Below are 12,997 nucleotides of genomic sequence, written 5' to 3'. Positions count from 1 at the left end.
CAGATGAGAGACCCTATCATGGCCATCCGAAGCTTCCAGCAACACACTCCGAAAGTTGGACCACGGGCCTTCATCGACCGCTCGGCGGTAGTGCTGGGCGATGTAGAGATTGGTGAAGACAGCTCGGTCTGGCCTTTGACTGTAGTACGCGGCGACATGCACCGCATCCGCATCGGCGCCCGCACCAGCGTGCAGGACGGTAGCGTGCTGCACATCACCCATGCCGGCCCTTTCAACCCCGACGGCTTCCCGCTGATCATCGGTGATGAGGTGACCATCGGCCACAAGGTGATGCTGCACGGCTGTACCCTGGGCAATCGCATCCTGGTCGGCATGGGCAGCACAATCATGGATGGCGCCATCGTCGAGGACGAGGTGATCATCGGCGCCGGCAGCCTGGTACCGCCCGGCAAGCGCCTGCTCAGCGGCTTCCTGTATGTTGGCAGCCCGGTGAAACAGGCCCGGCCGCTGACCGACAAGGAGCGCGCGTTCTTCCCCTACAGCGCCGGCAACTACGTCAAGCTCAAGGACCAGCACTTGGCCGAAGGCTACGACCAACCCGAATGACTTGAGTGGAACCGCTTACATGCACCAGCAGAACATCCTCTTCGACCTCGACGGCACCCTGACCGACCCACGGCTGGGCATCACCCGCTCCATCCAGTATGCGTTGGCCAAACTGGGTATCGACGAGCCGGACCTGACCCGCCTCGAACACTTCATCGGCCCGCCCTTGCTGCAGGCGTTCATGCAGTTTTACAGCTTTGACGAAGCCAAGGCGTGGGAGGCGGTGAATTTCTATCGCGAGCGCTTCCGCGTCACCGGCCTTTATGAAAACCAGGTGTTCGAAGGGGTGCCGGCGTTGCTCGAAGCCCTCACTGGCCAGGGGCGCACGCTGTATGTGGCAACGTCCAAGCCTTGGGAGTTCGCCCGCGAGATCGCCCGGCATTTCGCCTTCGATCACCACTTCAAGGTGATTTATGGCAGCGAGCTGGATGGCACCCGCACCAACAAGGTCGAGCTGATTCGCCACTTGCTGGACGAAGAAGGGCTGGACCCGGCGCAGACGCTGATGATCGGCGATCGCAAGCATGACCTGATCGGCGCCCGCAGCAATGGGCTGCAGGCGGTGGCGGTGGGGTACGGGTTTGGTAGCGAGGAAGAGTTGAAGGCCGAGACGCCAGCCTTCCATTTCGCCACCCTGGCCGAGATGCATCAGGCCTTCATCAAGGCCTGAAATGGAATGGGGCCGCGCAGCGGCCCGAAAATCTCATTGGCTAACGACAAGCCGCTCCAACGCGGCTTTGCGCGCCTCACCCGACAGCCGCCCCAGCGCCTCGACCCGCTGATAAAACCGCGCCCAATCCCCGTCAACCTTCCGGAACAGCGCCGCAAACGCCGGCACCCACTGGTCATACAGCCCAAACGGCAGCAGCTTGGCATTGTTCATCGGCCCATACATCCAAGCGTCATAACGCGTGTCCCCACCCCACTGGCCATCACGCACCTGCCGGTACTCGCGCCGCAACCGCTCGAACTCGGCCTGCTTCGCCGCCCGCTTGTGCGCATCATCCAAGGGGCCGGCGTAGATCCCCTGAAGCCGTTCGCGGCTGGCCAGCACCAGCCGAATGAACTGGTCACGCTGCCCGGCCTGATCATCCTCGCTCGCTGCAAGCCCGCGTGCCGCGCGCCATTGCCGCGCGCCTTCCTGCTCGACGAAGGTGGCAAACGACTCGTTGAACGCCGTGTCGTCCTGCACATAGAAGCGCTGATGGGCCAACTCATGGAAGATCAGCGAGGCCAGCCGTTCGTCCCCCCAGCCGGCCATCGAAGACAACAGTGGGTCGTCGAACCAGCCCAGAGTCGAGTAAGCCTCGACACCGCCCACATACACATCCATGCCTGCCTGGCGCATCAACGCCGCCGCGCCACGCGCCGCACCTTGGCGGTAGTAACCACGGTAGGCCACGCAGCCCGCGATCGGGAAACAATGCGTCACCGGCTGCAACGACAACTCCGGCGTGGCAAACACGTTCCACACCACATAAGGGCGGCCAAGGTCGGCGTAAACCCGGTAGCTGCGGTTGTCCGGCAGTTTCAGCTGCTGGCTGGCGAACACTCGGGCCTGTTCGGCATGTTGCAAGCGCGCCCGCAGTTGCGGGCTGCTGGCCGGATCTGCCATTACCTGTTCCACCGGCTGGCGCGCGCGCAACAGCTGCCATTGGCCCTGCGCCAACTGCCCGTAATAGCCAACACTGCTACAACCGTTCAGCAGAACAGCCACCAGCAGGGGAACAAAGCGGGTGAAAACGCGGTCGAGTGGCCCAGGGCCTGAGCGCTGAAAAAGAAATAGTCGAAGCATCTGGGACTGTCTGACTCGCTCACGGCCAATTCGCTCCAAGACTATCTCGCCAGGGGGGAGTTTCGCCATGCGTCCATTGTTTGCCGCCAGCACACTCATGCTGTTGTCCGCTTGCTCGACCCTGCCGGACCCCGATCCGAACCAGGCGTGGGTCGACCTCACCCCCCTGGACGAAACGTCACTGCATGCGGTGCAGGTAGACGAACGCGACTGGGCCGACACGCGCTACTTCGAGGTCGCCCCCGGCAGCCACGAATTGACGGTGCGCTACCAGTTTCCGGTCACCCCGAGCAATATAGGCCCGGTAAACGAGCCGCTGTGGCGCGATTGCCAGCTCAACCTGACCTTCAAGGACTTCAGCGCCGGGCAGCGCTACCAGTTGCAGGCGGGCAGCATTGGCTTCCGGCCTTGGGTCAAACTCTACGACCACCAGCAAAAACTGCTTGGCCAAGGCTTGCCCGCAGGCTGTCAACGCACCTGAGCCGCGCAATCGGCGCTATGCTTGTAACGTGTATATCGCAAGTGGGAGTTTTGCCATGCGCCAGCCCATGATGCTGATCGCCCTCAGTGCACTGGGGGCTTGCGCCAGCCCCTTGCCGCCCGTCGACCCCAAGCAGGCCTGGGTCGAGCTTTCTACCATCACCCCCGGCAGAGTCATCATGGCTGATCGCCTTGACGGCAAGCGCCTGGAGGATGGCCGCTACTTTCAGGTAACGCCTGGCAAGCATGAACTGGTGGTGCGTTTCGATTATGAGATTTATGGCGGCGGCATGATGTCCCAGCCAAGGGACCGTACCTGCTACCTGACCGTGCGCTATGACAATTTCAAAGCGGGCGAGCGCTATCGCCTCGAGGCCCGCGCGCCGGTGATGGAGCCGCAGGTGCTGCTGTACGACGCCAGCCGCACGGTGGTGGTTAACGAGCCAAGTAACGTGTTTTGTATTCCGTGACAGTTGGGGGCGCTTTGCGCCCCCAACCAAATTAAACCCTAGCGATCATTCTTCTGATAGATGATCTTCTTGGTACCACCCTCGCAGCTGCCTACGACCATATTCTGGTCCTTGACCTCGCTGTTGGGCACGATCTCCAGGGTGTAGGACGTCACGCCCTGTGCCTGGATCTTGGCCTCGATCTCGGTTTTCAATTCTTCGCACGGCTTCACTGCCGCCAGGGCGGACGTGGCGAGCAGCGAGGCCAGCACGGCGATTGCTACGCGGATCATGGAATGGCTCCTGAAAGGGCAGTCGTGCTGCCGTTGCTGTTTAGACTACAGCAAACCGCCCCCGTTGCGCCGCCTAGCCCACCAGTGAGGCATCCAGGCTGATGGTGGCATTGAGCACCTTCGATACCGGGCACCCGGCCTTGGCCTTGTTGGCAATCTCGAGGAACTGCGCCTCGCTGGCCCCAGGCACCTTGGCCTTCAGAATCAGGTGCACGGCGGTGATGGCGAAACCATCGGGCTGCTTGTCCAGGGTCACCTCGGCAATGGTATCGATGCGCTCTGGGGTCAGGCCCGCCTCGCCGAGCATCATCGACAGCGCCATCGAGAAGCAGCCGGCATGGGCTGCGCCGATCAGTTCTTCCGGGTTGGTCCCAGGTGAGCCTTCAAAACGGGTGTTGAAGCCGTAGGGGTTCTGCTTGAGCGCGCCGCTTTCAGTAGAAAGCAGGCCCTTGCCATCCTTCAGGCCACCTTGCCAGATCGCCGATGCTGTCTTTTTCATGATGCCTCCTGGTCGCTGCATTTACATATCTTGGGGTGACATGCTTATGGGTTCAGAGGCCGGCCGCCCACGGCAAGTTCAGATCAATCTGACCGTAAGCATTGAATCCACCGAATGTGCCCATACAGAGTTTAAAAGGCCTCTGGCCAACCACGTTCAAGGAGGCTCCGATGACGCAGCTGCGTGACCTGAAAATTTCAACCCTCGACCTGGTGCCTGTGCGCGCCGACGGCGGGCCGGCTCAGTCGCTGCATAACTCGCTGGACCTGGCCCAGCACGTAGAACGCTTCGGCTACAACCGCTTCTGGGTCGCCGAGCATCACAACATGGATGGCATTGCCAGTTCCGCGACTTCCGTGCTGCTCGGCTACCTGGCGGGTGGCACCTCGAGCATCCGCGTTGGCTCCGGCGGTGTGATGCTGCCCAACCACGCACCGCTGGTGATCGCCGAGCAGTTCGGCACCTTGGCCAGCCTCTACCCCGGCCGTATCGACCTGGGCCTGGGCCGCGCCCCCGGCTCCGACCAGATGACCGCCCGCGCCCTGCGCCGCGAGCGCTCCGGCAGCGCGGACGACTTCCCCGACGATGTCGAGGAACTGTCACGCTACCTCGGCCCGCGCACCGATGATCAAAAAGTGATCGCCGTGCCTGGGCATGACACCGAGGTGCCGATGTGGCTGCTCGGCTCAAGCCTGTTCAGCGCCCAACTGGCCGGCATGCGCGGCATGCCCTACGCGTTCGCCTCGCATTTCGCGCCGCGCTTCATGCACGAGGCGATCCGCGTCTACCGCAACCACTTCAAGCCCTCCACCACGCTCGACAAACCCTATGTGATGCTCGGCATTCCGATGGTGGTGGCCGAAACCGACGAAAAGGCCGAATACCTGGCTACTTCGGTGTACCAACGCATCCTTGCCCTGATTCGCGGGCAGAGCCTGATGCAGCGCCCGCCCGTTGAGAGCATGGAGGGGCTGTGGCTACCTCACGAACGCGACGCGGTGATGAGCTTCCTGGGCCTGGCGATGATTGGCAGCCCGCAGAAGGTACGGGCCAAGGTGGAGGTGCTGCTGGAGCAGACCGGGGCGGATGAACTGATCTTTACCTGTGACCTGTATGAGCATGCGGACCGGGTCAGGTCCTATGAGCTGCTGGCGCAGGCTTTGAAGGCCGAGTAACCCTCTTCGCGGGCAACCCCGCGAAGAGGCCGTCACTCAACCACGCCGGTAGACAATTTCCTTGGTGCCAGCTTCACAGCTGCCAACTACCTTGCCCGCCGGCTCGCCTTTCTTGACGATCTCCAGCGTGTAGCCATTTACGCCCTTGGCATCCAGCTTGGCGGCAATCTCTGCCTTGAGCTCTTCACACGGCTTGCCCGCCGCCAGCGCACCACCCGCCAACGCCATAAGGCCTGCCGCCAGAATCATTTTCTTCATCGTTCGCTTTCCTTGTACAGATGAAAATCAAAGAGGGCGCCGGCTAAGGCGCCCCCTCTGTATTACCCCATCTTGCCAGCGCCAGCTACCCCGGCACTGTTTCAGCTGTTGGCAATACGGAAGCCGACTTTGAGCGTGACCTGAAAATGCTCGACCTTGTTGTCACGCAGGTGGCCCCGGGTATCGATCACTTCGAACCACTCCAGGTGCTTGATGCTCTTGGCCGCTTCGGCCAGGGCATTGTTGATCGCGTCCTCGATGCTGGTGGGCGACGACCCTACCAGTTCGATCTTCTTGTACGTGTGATGATCGGACATGTGCACTCTCCTTGGATGACAGTCTGCTTGAGCCTAGCAGCGCAGGCCTGGTTTACCTGCGAGCCGTCGCCTTGGGCAAAAGTTCGATCGCACTTTCGCAGCCCTGCGCAGTCGCAATCCTTACAGCCCACCCCCGAAGGAGATTCAACATGCATCGCAACTCGCTGCGTAAAACATCCCTGGAAAGCATGGAAGCCGAGATCGAAAGCCTTCTGAAGTCGCTGGAAAACCTCAAGCACGATGCATCGGAGGAGTCCCAGAAGTCGGTAAAGGCCATCCGCAGCAATGCTGAAAGCGCTCTCAAACATTCGCGCAGCCTGCTGAGCGACGCCTACGAGGAAGTGAAGACCCGCACCCGCCAGACCGGCATCGCCACCCGTGACTATGCCCAGGAGCACCCCATCACCACCGCCGGGGTAGCCGTTGGGGCACTGGGCCTGCTGGCGGCCTGGCTGCTGTACAAGCGCAACTAAGCGATTTGCAGCTGCAGTTCCTGGCGCAGCCATTGCGCCAGTTGCTCGGCGCGCCCATCTGCGGCGCGTCGGGGCACCCACAGCGCCAGCGCGGCACGCGTGGGTGAGAAACCCCAAGGTGCCGCCAACCTTCCAGCACGTAAATCGTCCGCCACCAGCTGTTGCGGCGCGATCGCCACACCCAGCCCGGCCACTGCGGCCTCCAGCAGGTAGTACAGGTGTTCGAATGCCTGGCCGAACTGCAAGGCCCCCGCATCCAGCCCGTGCTGCCCGGCCCAGGCCGGCCACGCCTGCGGACGAGACGTGGTATGCAGCAACGCCTCGCCCAGCAAGGCGTCGGGCGCTGCCCCGCGCAAGCGTTCGAACCCGGTAAAGTGCGGGCTTAGCACAGGCCCGATGCGCTCTTCGGCCAGCACGTGTACTTGCATGTCCGCCGGCCACGGCGGTTCGGCAAACACCAGCAAGGCATCCAGCCCCGGGCGCCTGGGGTCCAGGTCGCCTTCCCCGGCGGAGAGGTGCAGGCGCAGCTCGGGCAAGTCGGCTTTGAGCCGCCCGAGCCGAGGGATAAACCAACGCGCCAGCAGGCTGCCGGAGCACCCAAGCACGAATGGCGCCTCGCGGTTATCCCGGCTCAGTTCGGCACACACCCCCCGCAACCTGTCGAACGCCTCGCCACTGGCATCGCGCAGGCGCACGCCGGCATCTGTGAGTTTGATGCCACGCCCATCCTTGACGAACAGGGCAACGCCCAAGTGTTCTTCGAGTACCTTGATCTGCCGGCTGACTGCCCCGTGCGTCACGTGCAGCGCCTCGGCAGCCTGGCTGACACTGTTCAGCCGGGCAGTGGCCTCAAAGGCCCGAAGGGCATTGAGAGGGGGAAGGTCCTGGGCCATTGTCTTGTGAGTTTTCCTGACAGGTTTGCGCAATCTTATCGGTTTTCAGACGGGCATTGCATGGTTAGAGTAAAGCCCATCACTCATTCAGTACGCCTTGGAGCGCCCCATGACCCAGACTCAATACCGCCCTGGCCCAGACGCCAACGGCCTGTTCGGCTCGTTCGGCGGCCGCTACGTGGCAGAAACCCTGATGCCGCTGGTGCTGGACCTGGCCCGCGAATACGAAGCGGCCAAGGCGGACCCCGCGTTTCTCGAAGAGCTGGCCTACTTCCAGCGTGACTATATCGGCCGCCCGAACCCGCTGTACTTCGCCGAGCGCCTGACCGAGCACTGCGGCGGCGCAAAAATCTTCTTCAAGCGTGAAGAGCTCAACCACACCGGCGCGCACAAGGTGAACAACTGCATCGGCCAGGTGCTGCTGGCCAAGCGCATGGGCAAAAAACGCCTGATCGCCGAAACCGGCGCCGGCATGCACGGCGTGGCCACCGCCACCGTTGCAGCCCGCTTCGGCCTGCCTTGCGTGATCTACATGGGTGCCACCGACATCGAGCGCCAGCAGGCGAACGTGTTCCGCATGCGCTTGCTGGGCGCCGAAATCGTCCCGGTCACCGCTGGCACCGGCACCCTCAAAGACGCCATGAACGAAGCCCTGCGCGACTGGGTCACCAACGTCGAAGACACCTTCTACCTGATCGGCACCGTGGCCGGCCCGCACCCATACCCAGCCATGGTCCGCGACTTCCAGTCGATCATCGGCAAGGAAACCCGCGTCCAGCTGCAAGAGAAGGAAGGGCGCCTGCCCGACAGCCTGGTCGCCTGTGTCGGCGGCGGCTCCAACGCCATGGGCCTGTTCCACGCATTCCTTGAAGAACCAAGCGTGCAGATCATCGGCGTCGAAGCCGGCGGCCACGGCGTGCATACCGACAAGCACGCTGCCAGCCTGAACGGTGGCGTACCGGGTGTCCTGCACGGCAACCGCACCTACCTGCTGCAAGACGCTGACGGCCAGATCACCGACGCCCACTCGATTTCCGCCGGCCTGGACTACCCAGGCATCGGCCCAGAGCACGCCTACCTGCACGAAGTGAAGCGCGTCGAGTACGTCAGCATCACCGACGACGAAGCCTTGGATGCGTTCCACGCCACCTGCCGCCTGGAAGGCATCATCCCGGCCCTGGAAAGCGCCCACGCATTGGCCGAGGCGATCAAGCGCGCGCCGAACCTGCCCAAGGACCACTTGATGGTCGTGTGCCTGTCCGGGCGCGGCGACAAAGACATGCAAACCGTGATGAACCACATGGCCGCCCAGGAGAAACAGGCATGAGCCGTCTTGAACAACGCTTCGCCGAACTTGCGGCCGAAGGCCGTGCGGCACTGGTCACCTTCGTAACTGCGGGTGACCCCGGCTACGACGCCTCGCTGCAGATTCTCAAGGGCCTGCCTGCGGCTGGCGCCGACGTGATCGAACTGGGCATGCCGTTCACCGACCCGATGGCCGATGGCGTCGCCATCCAGCTGGCCACCCTGCGTGCGCTGGAAGCCGGCCAGACCTTGGCCAAGACCCTGCAGATGGTTCGCGAATTCCGCGTGGGCAACCAGGCTACGCCGATCGTACTGATGGGTTACTACAACCCGATCCACCGCTTTGGCGTGGAAAAGTTCGTGGCCGAGGCCAAGGATGCGGGCGTCGATGGCCTGATCATCGTCGACCTACCGCCTGAGCACGACGCCGAGTTAGCGACCCCGGCCCAGGCTTCGGGCATCGACTTCATCCGCCTGACCACACCGACCACCGACGACGCGCGCCTGCCGCGTGTGCTGGAGCGCAGCTCCGGGTTTGTCTATTACGTGTCGGTGGCGGGTGTAACCGGTGCAGGGTCTGCGACAACCCAGCACGTGAGCGAGGCGATTGCCCGCCTGCGTCGGCATACCGCCCTGCCGATCAGCGTAGGGTTTGGCATTCGCACGCCAGAGCAGGCGGCGGCGATTGCGCGCCTGGCCGATGGTGTGGTGGTGGGCTCGGCACTGGTCGACAAGATCGCCCAGGCCAAAGATGCGGATCAGGCTGTTAACGATGTATTGAGCTTGTGCTCGGCGCTGGCTGAAGGTGTGCGCGGCGCTCGACGCTGATTGGCGTTGCCTTCTTTGCGGGGCAAGCCCGCTCCCACAGGTTCACTGCAATCTGTCAGAAAGCACTCGACCTGTGGGAGCGGGCTCGCCCCGCGAATGGGCCGCATGGCGGCCCCCATCTACCCGCCAAAAATCGACAGCTTCAAAGGCCGCACAGCCCCCATCCAGATCGCATGATCACGGTGATCGGCCAGCTCATCCCCGGTCAGCGGGTGCAGAAACACCACCAACCCCTTGCGATACAACGCCAGCCACGGCAACACCACCCCCACCACCTCCGGCCCGAACGCCAACTGGCAGCTCCAGTCCGGGTGCGGCCCCACCGGTTGCTGGTGCATGCGCCCCATGGTCACGGGGAACAGCCGCGCCGCCTCTTCGCACAATGCCCGCGCGTGCTCGATGGTCGATGCGTCGTAGTACACGTGGGCGTGATAGCCCTTGATCCTCTGCACGATAACTCCTGATTGCGGTCCAACCATCACCACCGCAAAGGAGGTGATGCAGTGAAAAATGCCGAAACCCCCGTGTTCAAGCTGGTGCTGTTCGGGGCCGAGTCTAGCCTTGGCAGTGCGCTGATCGCCGAGCTGCTGGCGCGCCAGCATGAGGTTACCGCCGTGGTCGACGACCTCAACCGCCATGCGCCACGCCCTGGCCTGCATTTCAAGATAGGCGGGCTGGGCGATGCCGACCAGGCAGAGCAGGGCGCTGCGGGGGGCTCGGCGGTGGTTGCGCTGGTGTCAGCGCTGGCACCCGCTGACCTGCCCGCGCAATGGCGGATGAGCGAGGCGCTGATCGCTGGGCTTGCGCGTACGACTATACGCCGGCTGTTGCTGGTGGGCGATTTCGATGTGCTGGACAGGCCAGGCCATTACACCGATGAACAGCGCGAGGGTGTGGACCATGTGGTCGATGCGCTACAGCGCAGTGCGCTGCACTGGACGCTGATCAATGCGCCGCAGCAGTTGGCGGATTTGGAGAACGTTGCGGCGGGGATGGTGGATATGCTCGACCTGGGTTTGCATCGGGGCGAGCATTTGAACTTCGTATCCTGAGGCCTCTTCGCGGGTCAAGCCCGCTCCCACGGATTGGTGTGCAGTATCTGTGGGAGCGGGCTTGCCCCGCGAAGAGCCCCTCAAGCATTGCGCTCATCTTCCAGCCAACCCACAAACCGCTCGATCAACGCCCCGCGCCGCTTGCGTGGCGGCAACACCACGTAATACCCCCGCGCCGAACGCAAACTGCCCTCCAGTGGCCGACACAGCAGGCCCTGCTCCACCAGCCCATCGACCAGGTGCCCCCAGCCAATCGCCACCCCTTGGCCGGCAATCGCCGCCTGGATCAACAGGGTGTAGTTATCGAAACGCAGCTGCCCCGGCGGTGGCGGGCTGTCCACGCCAAACCCTCGAAACACCCCCGCCCAGTCGAACCAGCGGCTGGCTTGTTCGCCGCGCAGGTGAAGCAAGGGCAAACGCTGCAAAGCCACGGCTGACAAGGGTTTGCCATGAGTCAGCCGGGGGCTGCAGACCGGAAATACCTCTTCATCGAACAACCACCGGCTCTCGCCCTGATGAAAACGCCCATCGCCAAACAGCACGGCCACATCAATGTCCGGCCGCAACATCGCCTGGCTGCGCTCACCCGTCACCAAGCTGACATCCACCTGTGGATAAGCCTCGTGAAAACGTTGCAGCCTGGGCATCAGCCAGAACGCAGCGAAGGCAAAGTCGGTGGCCACTTGCAGCACCTCACGCTGGCCCCGGCCACTGGCCAGGGCAAGGCCGTCGTCCATGGCCTGCAGCCCTTGGTGCACCTGCTCGAACAGCACCTGGCCGGCATCGGTCAGCGCGATACCCCGGTAGATCCGGTCGAACAGCCGGGTACCCAGCTGAGCCTCCAGGCGCTTCACCTGCTGGCTCACCGCCGGCTGCGTGGTGCCCAGCTCCAGCGCGGCGGCGGTAAAACCACGCAAGCGTGCCGCAGCCTCGAACACGCGCAGGGTATCGAGCGACAGCTCGGCAAGGCGCTCAAACATAAGCTCAGCTAATCCCAGTCATTGCCCGCCATGGGCTTTACCCATGTTATCCACAGTCGCATCTTGATAGGCAAGCGGTTCGCATAACCTTCAACGATGGAAGCCAACCATGACGCGCCCGAATATCCTGTTCATCATGGCCGACCAGATGGCCGCGCCCCTGCTGCCGATCTACGCCCCTTCGCCCCTCCAGATGCCACACCTCGCCCGCCTCGCCGCGCAGGCGGTGGTGTTCGACTCGGCCTACTGCAACAGCCCGCTCTGCGCCCCCTCGCGCTTCACCCTGGTCAGCGGCCAGTTGCCCAGCCGCATCGGCGCCTACGACAACGCCGCCGACTTCCCTGCCGATGTGCCAACCTACGCCCACTACCTGCGTCGTCTGGGCTACCGCACCGCGTTGTCCGGCAAGATGCACTTCTGCGGCCCGGACCAGTTGCATGGCTATGAAGAACGGCTGACCAGCGATATCTACCCGGCCGACTACGGCTGGGCGGTGAACTGGGATGCACCCGACGAGCGCCCGAGCTGGTACCACAACATGTCTTCAGTACTGCAGGCCGGCCCCTGCGTGCGCACCAACCAACTGGATTTCGACGAAGAGGTGGTGTTCAAGGCCCGCCAGTACCTCTACGACCATGTGCGCGAAAACGATGGCCGGCCGTTCTGCCTGACCGTGTCCATGACCCACCCCCACGACCCCTACACCATCCCCAAGCGCTACTGGGACCGCTACGAGGGTGTGGATATCCCCATGCCCCGCGCCGAGTTCGCCCAGCACGAGCAGGACCCGCATTCGCAACGCCTGCTCAAGGTCTACGACCTGTGGGCCAAGCCGCTGCCTGTGGACAAGATCCGCGATGCCCGGCGTGCCTACTTCGGCGCCTGCAGCTACATCGACGACAACATTGGCCAATTGCTGCAAACCCTTGAGGAATGCGGCCTGGCAGAGGACACGGTGATCGTGTTCTCCGGCGACCACGGCGACATGCTTGGCGAACGCGGCCTCTGGTACAAGATGCACTGGTTCGAAATGTCGGCGCGGGTGCCACTGCTTATTCACGCGCCCAAACGCTTTGCAGCGGCACGGGTAAGCGCCTCGGTCTCGACCTGCGACCTGCTGCCCACCTTGGTCGAACTGGCCGGCGGTACTGTGGACAACTCGCTGCACCTGGACGGACGCTCGCTGCTTGGCCACCTGAAAGGGCAGGGCGGCCACGACGAAGTGATCGGTGAATACATGGCCGAGGGCACGGTCGGCCCGCTGATGATGATCCGCCGCGGCCCGTACAAGTTCGTGTACAGCGAAGACGACCCATGGCTACTCTATGACCTGAGCCGCGACCCGTACGAGCGGGAAAACCTCACCGGCAGCCCGGACCATCAGGTGCTGCTGCAGGCATTTGTCGATGAAGCCCGGCAACGTTGGGACATCCCCACCCTGCGCCAGCAGGTGCTGGCCAGCCAGCGCCGCCGCCGCCTGGTGGCCGAGGCCCTGGCCATCGGCAAGCTGAAGAGCTGGGACCACCAACCGCTGGTGGACGCCAGCCAACAGTACATGCGCAACCACATCGATCTCGACGACCTCGAGCGCAAGGCCCGTTATCCACAGCCCGCACCTATGGATTGAGAAGAG

The 12,997-nt window shown here is 63.3% G+C and carries 18 protein-coding genes; 10 read left to right on the top strand and 8 right to left on the bottom strand.

Annotation, left to right across the window (positions count from 1 at the left end; translation table 11 throughout):
- Positions 1-18 precede the first annotated feature (18 nt).
- The gene (locus tag PC358_RS21675) at positions 19-567 is read left to right on the top strand and encodes a gamma carbonic anhydrase family protein (protein ID WP_033702489.1); all 549 of its coding nucleotides are present in this window, start codon (positions 19-21) and stop codon (positions 565-567) included.
- A 19-nt stretch (positions 568-586) separates the two neighbouring features.
- Positions 587-1,237, top strand: coding sequence for an HAD family hydrolase (locus PC358_RS21670; RefSeq protein ID WP_033702488.1), 651 nt, complete (start codon positions 587-589; stop codon positions 1,235-1,237).
- Between the two features lie 33 nt (positions 1,238-1,270).
- Here PC358_RS21670 and PC358_RS21665 read toward each other — a convergent pair whose 3' ends face one another.
- Positions 1,271-2,362: an aminopeptidase gene (locus tag PC358_RS21665; RefSeq protein ID WP_033702486.1), complete on the bottom strand. Its 1,092-nt coding sequence runs from the start codon at positions 2,360-2,362 to the stop codon at positions 1,271-1,273.
- 67 nt (positions 2,363-2,429) lie between these two features.
- On the opposite strand from PC358_RS21665, the gene PC358_RS21660 reads away from it, so the two are divergent.
- Together PC358_RS21660 and PC358_RS21655 are read left to right on the top strand one after the other, a co-directional pair.
- Positions 2,430-2,843, top strand: a complete 414-nt coding sequence (locus tag PC358_RS21660) for a PA0061/PA0062 family lipoprotein (protein WP_033702485.1) — start codon at positions 2,430-2,432, stop codon at positions 2,841-2,843.
- A gap of 55 nt (positions 2,844-2,898) precedes the next feature.
- Positions 2,899-3,312, top strand: coding sequence for a PA0061/PA0062 family lipoprotein (locus PC358_RS21655; RefSeq protein WP_033702484.1), 414 nt, complete (start codon positions 2,899-2,901; stop codon positions 3,310-3,312).
- A gap of 38 nt (positions 3,313-3,350) precedes the next feature.
- On the opposite strand, the gene PC358_RS21650 is transcribed toward PC358_RS21655, so the two are convergent.
- Positions 3,351-3,584: a DUF1161 domain-containing protein gene (locus PC358_RS21650; protein ID WP_033702483.1), complete on the bottom strand. Its 234-nt coding sequence runs from the start codon at positions 3,582-3,584 to the stop codon at positions 3,351-3,353.
- Positions 3,585-3,657: 73 nt separating this feature from the next.
- Positions 3,658-4,083, bottom strand: a complete 426-nt coding sequence (locus PC358_RS21645) for an OsmC family protein (RefSeq protein WP_033702482.1) — start codon at positions 4,081-4,083, stop codon at positions 3,658-3,660.
- A 170-nt stretch (positions 4,084-4,253) separates the two neighbouring features.
- On the opposite strand from PC358_RS21645, the gene PC358_RS21640 reads away from it, so the two are divergent.
- Positions 4,254-5,258: an LLM class flavin-dependent oxidoreductase gene (locus tag PC358_RS21640; protein ID WP_033702481.1), complete on the top strand. Its 1,005-nt coding sequence runs from the start codon at positions 4,254-4,256 to the stop codon at positions 5,256-5,258.
- Positions 5,259-5,294: 36 nt separating this feature from the next.
- Here PC358_RS21640 and PC358_RS21635 read toward each other — a convergent pair whose 3' ends face one another.
- Entirely contained in the window at positions 5,295-5,516 is a 222-nt protein-coding gene (locus PC358_RS21635) for a DUF1161 domain-containing protein (RefSeq protein WP_033702480.1), read from the bottom strand.
- 101 nt (positions 5,517-5,617) lie between these two features.
- Positions 5,618-5,833: a dodecin gene (locus PC358_RS21630; RefSeq protein ID WP_033702479.1), complete on the bottom strand. Its 216-nt coding sequence runs from the start codon at positions 5,831-5,833 to the stop codon at positions 5,618-5,620.
- Positions 5,834-5,982: 149 nt separating this feature from the next.
- Between PC358_RS21630 and PC358_RS21625 the strand changes: the two genes are divergently transcribed.
- A complete protein-coding gene (locus tag PC358_RS21625; RefSeq protein ID WP_027592031.1) occupies positions 5,983-6,306 on the top strand; it encodes an ElaB/YgaM/YqjD family protein in 324 nt (107 codons plus the stop codon).
- Here PC358_RS21625 and PC358_RS21620 read toward each other — a convergent pair.
- Entirely contained in the window at positions 6,303-7,199 is an 897-nt protein-coding gene (locus PC358_RS21620) for a LysR family transcriptional regulator (RefSeq protein ID WP_033702477.1), read from the bottom strand. The two genes, PC358_RS21625 and PC358_RS21620, sit on opposite strands and share 4 nt — an antisense overlap.
- A gap of 109 nt (positions 7,200-7,308) precedes the next feature.
- Here PC358_RS21620 and trpB point away from each other — a divergent pair, with 109 nt between their 5' ends.
- Both trpB and trpA read left to right on the top strand, forming a co-directional pair.
- Positions 7,309-8,526 (top strand): tryptophan synthase subunit beta, encoded by a 1,218-nt coding sequence (gene trpB / locus PC358_RS21615; protein WP_033702476.1) that lies wholly within the window; start codon positions 7,309-7,311, stop codon positions 8,524-8,526.
- A complete protein-coding gene (gene trpA, locus PC358_RS21610) occupies positions 8,523-9,332 on the top strand; it encodes a tryptophan synthase subunit alpha (RefSeq protein WP_033702475.1) in 810 nt (269 codons plus the stop codon). Before trpB ends, trpA begins: the two co-directional genes overlap by 4 nt.
- A gap of 119 nt (positions 9,333-9,451) precedes the next feature.
- Here the strand turns inward: trpA and PC358_RS21605 are convergent, their stop codons facing one another.
- Positions 9,452-9,784, bottom strand: a complete 333-nt coding sequence (locus PC358_RS21605; protein ID WP_033702474.1) for a DOPA 4,5-dioxygenase family protein — start codon at positions 9,782-9,784, stop codon at positions 9,452-9,454.
- A 51-nt stretch (positions 9,785-9,835) separates the two neighbouring features.
- Here PC358_RS21605 and PC358_RS21600 point away from each other — a divergent pair, with 51 nt between their 5' ends.
- The gene (locus PC358_RS21600) at positions 9,836-10,384 is read left to right on the top strand and encodes an NAD(P)H-binding protein (RefSeq protein WP_033702473.1); all 549 of its coding nucleotides are present in this window, start codon (positions 9,836-9,838) and stop codon (positions 10,382-10,384) included.
- 80 nt (positions 10,385-10,464) lie between these two features.
- On the opposite strand, the gene PC358_RS21595 is transcribed toward PC358_RS21600, so the two are convergent.
- Positions 10,465-11,364, bottom strand: coding sequence for a choline sulfate utilization transcriptional regulator (locus PC358_RS21595; protein ID WP_033702472.1), 900 nt, complete (start codon positions 11,362-11,364; stop codon positions 10,465-10,467).
- Between the two features lie 109 nt (positions 11,365-11,473).
- Here PC358_RS21595 and betC point away from each other — a divergent pair, with 109 nt between their 5' ends.
- Complete coding sequence (betC, locus tag PC358_RS21590) at positions 11,474-12,991, top strand: choline-sulfatase (RefSeq protein ID WP_033702471.1); 1,518 nt, start codon at positions 11,474-11,476, stop codon at positions 12,989-12,991.
- Positions 12,992-12,997 lie beyond the last annotated feature (6 nt).

It is taken from the genome of Pseudomonas capeferrum (assembly GCF_000731675.1).
GTDB classification, from domain to species: Bacteria; Pseudomonadota; Gammaproteobacteria; order Pseudomonadales; family Pseudomonadaceae; genus Aquipseudomonas; species Aquipseudomonas capeferrum.
This window is presented reverse-complemented; position numbering and strand designations above follow the sequence as displayed.

Excerpts from the sequence above, each read along its gene's own strand:
- PC358_RS21675 (WP_033702489.1), top strand. The coding sequence starts at position 19 with ATGGCCATCCGAAGCTTCCAGCAACACACTCCGAAAGTTGGACCACGG.
- PC358_RS21670 (WP_033702488.1), top strand. The coding sequence starts at position 587 with ATGCACCAGCAGAACATCCTCTTCGACCTCGACGGCACCCTGACCGAC.
- PC358_RS21665 (WP_033702486.1), bottom strand. The coding sequence starts at position 2,362 with ATGCTTCGACTATTTCTTTTTCAGCGCTCAGGCCCTGGGCCACTCGAC.
- PC358_RS21660 (WP_033702485.1), top strand. The coding sequence starts at position 2,430 with ATGCGTCCATTGTTTGCCGCCAGCACACTCATGCTGTTGTCCGCTTGC.
- PC358_RS21655 (WP_033702484.1), top strand. The coding sequence starts at position 2,899 with ATGCGCCAGCCCATGATGCTGATCGCCCTCAGTGCACTGGGGGCTTGC.
- PC358_RS21650 (WP_033702483.1), bottom strand. The coding sequence starts at position 3,584 with ATGATCCGCGTAGCAATCGCCGTGCTGGCCTCGCTGCTCGCCACGTCC.
- PC358_RS21645 (WP_033702482.1), bottom strand. The coding sequence starts at position 4,083 with ATGAAAAAGACAGCATCGGCGATCTGGCAAGGTGGCCTGAAGGATGGC.
- PC358_RS21640 (WP_033702481.1), top strand. The coding sequence starts at position 4,254 with ATGACGCAGCTGCGTGACCTGAAAATTTCAACCCTCGACCTGGTGCCT.
- PC358_RS21635 (WP_033702480.1), bottom strand. The coding sequence starts at position 5,516 with ATGAAGAAAATGATTCTGGCGGCAGGCCTTATGGCGTTGGCGGGTGGT.
- PC358_RS21630 (WP_033702479.1), bottom strand. The coding sequence starts at position 5,833 with ATGTCCGATCATCACACGTACAAGAAGATCGAACTGGTAGGGTCGTCG.
- PC358_RS21625 (WP_027592031.1), top strand. The coding sequence starts at position 5,983 with ATGCATCGCAACTCGCTGCGTAAAACATCCCTGGAAAGCATGGAAGCC.
- PC358_RS21620 (WP_033702477.1), bottom strand. The coding sequence starts at position 7,199 with ATGGCCCAGGACCTTCCCCCTCTCAATGCCCTTCGGGCCTTTGAGGCC.
- trpB (WP_033702476.1), top strand. The coding sequence starts at position 7,309 with ATGACCCAGACTCAATACCGCCCTGGCCCAGACGCCAACGGCCTGTTC.
- trpA (WP_033702475.1), top strand. The coding sequence starts at position 8,523 with ATGAGCCGTCTTGAACAACGCTTCGCCGAACTTGCGGCCGAAGGCCGT.
- PC358_RS21595 (WP_033702472.1), bottom strand. The coding sequence starts at position 11,364 with ATGTTTGAGCGCCTTGCCGAGCTGTCGCTCGATACCCTGCGCGTGTTC.
- betC (WP_033702471.1), top strand. The coding sequence starts at position 11,474 with ATGACGCGCCCGAATATCCTGTTCATCATGGCCGACCAGATGGCCGCG.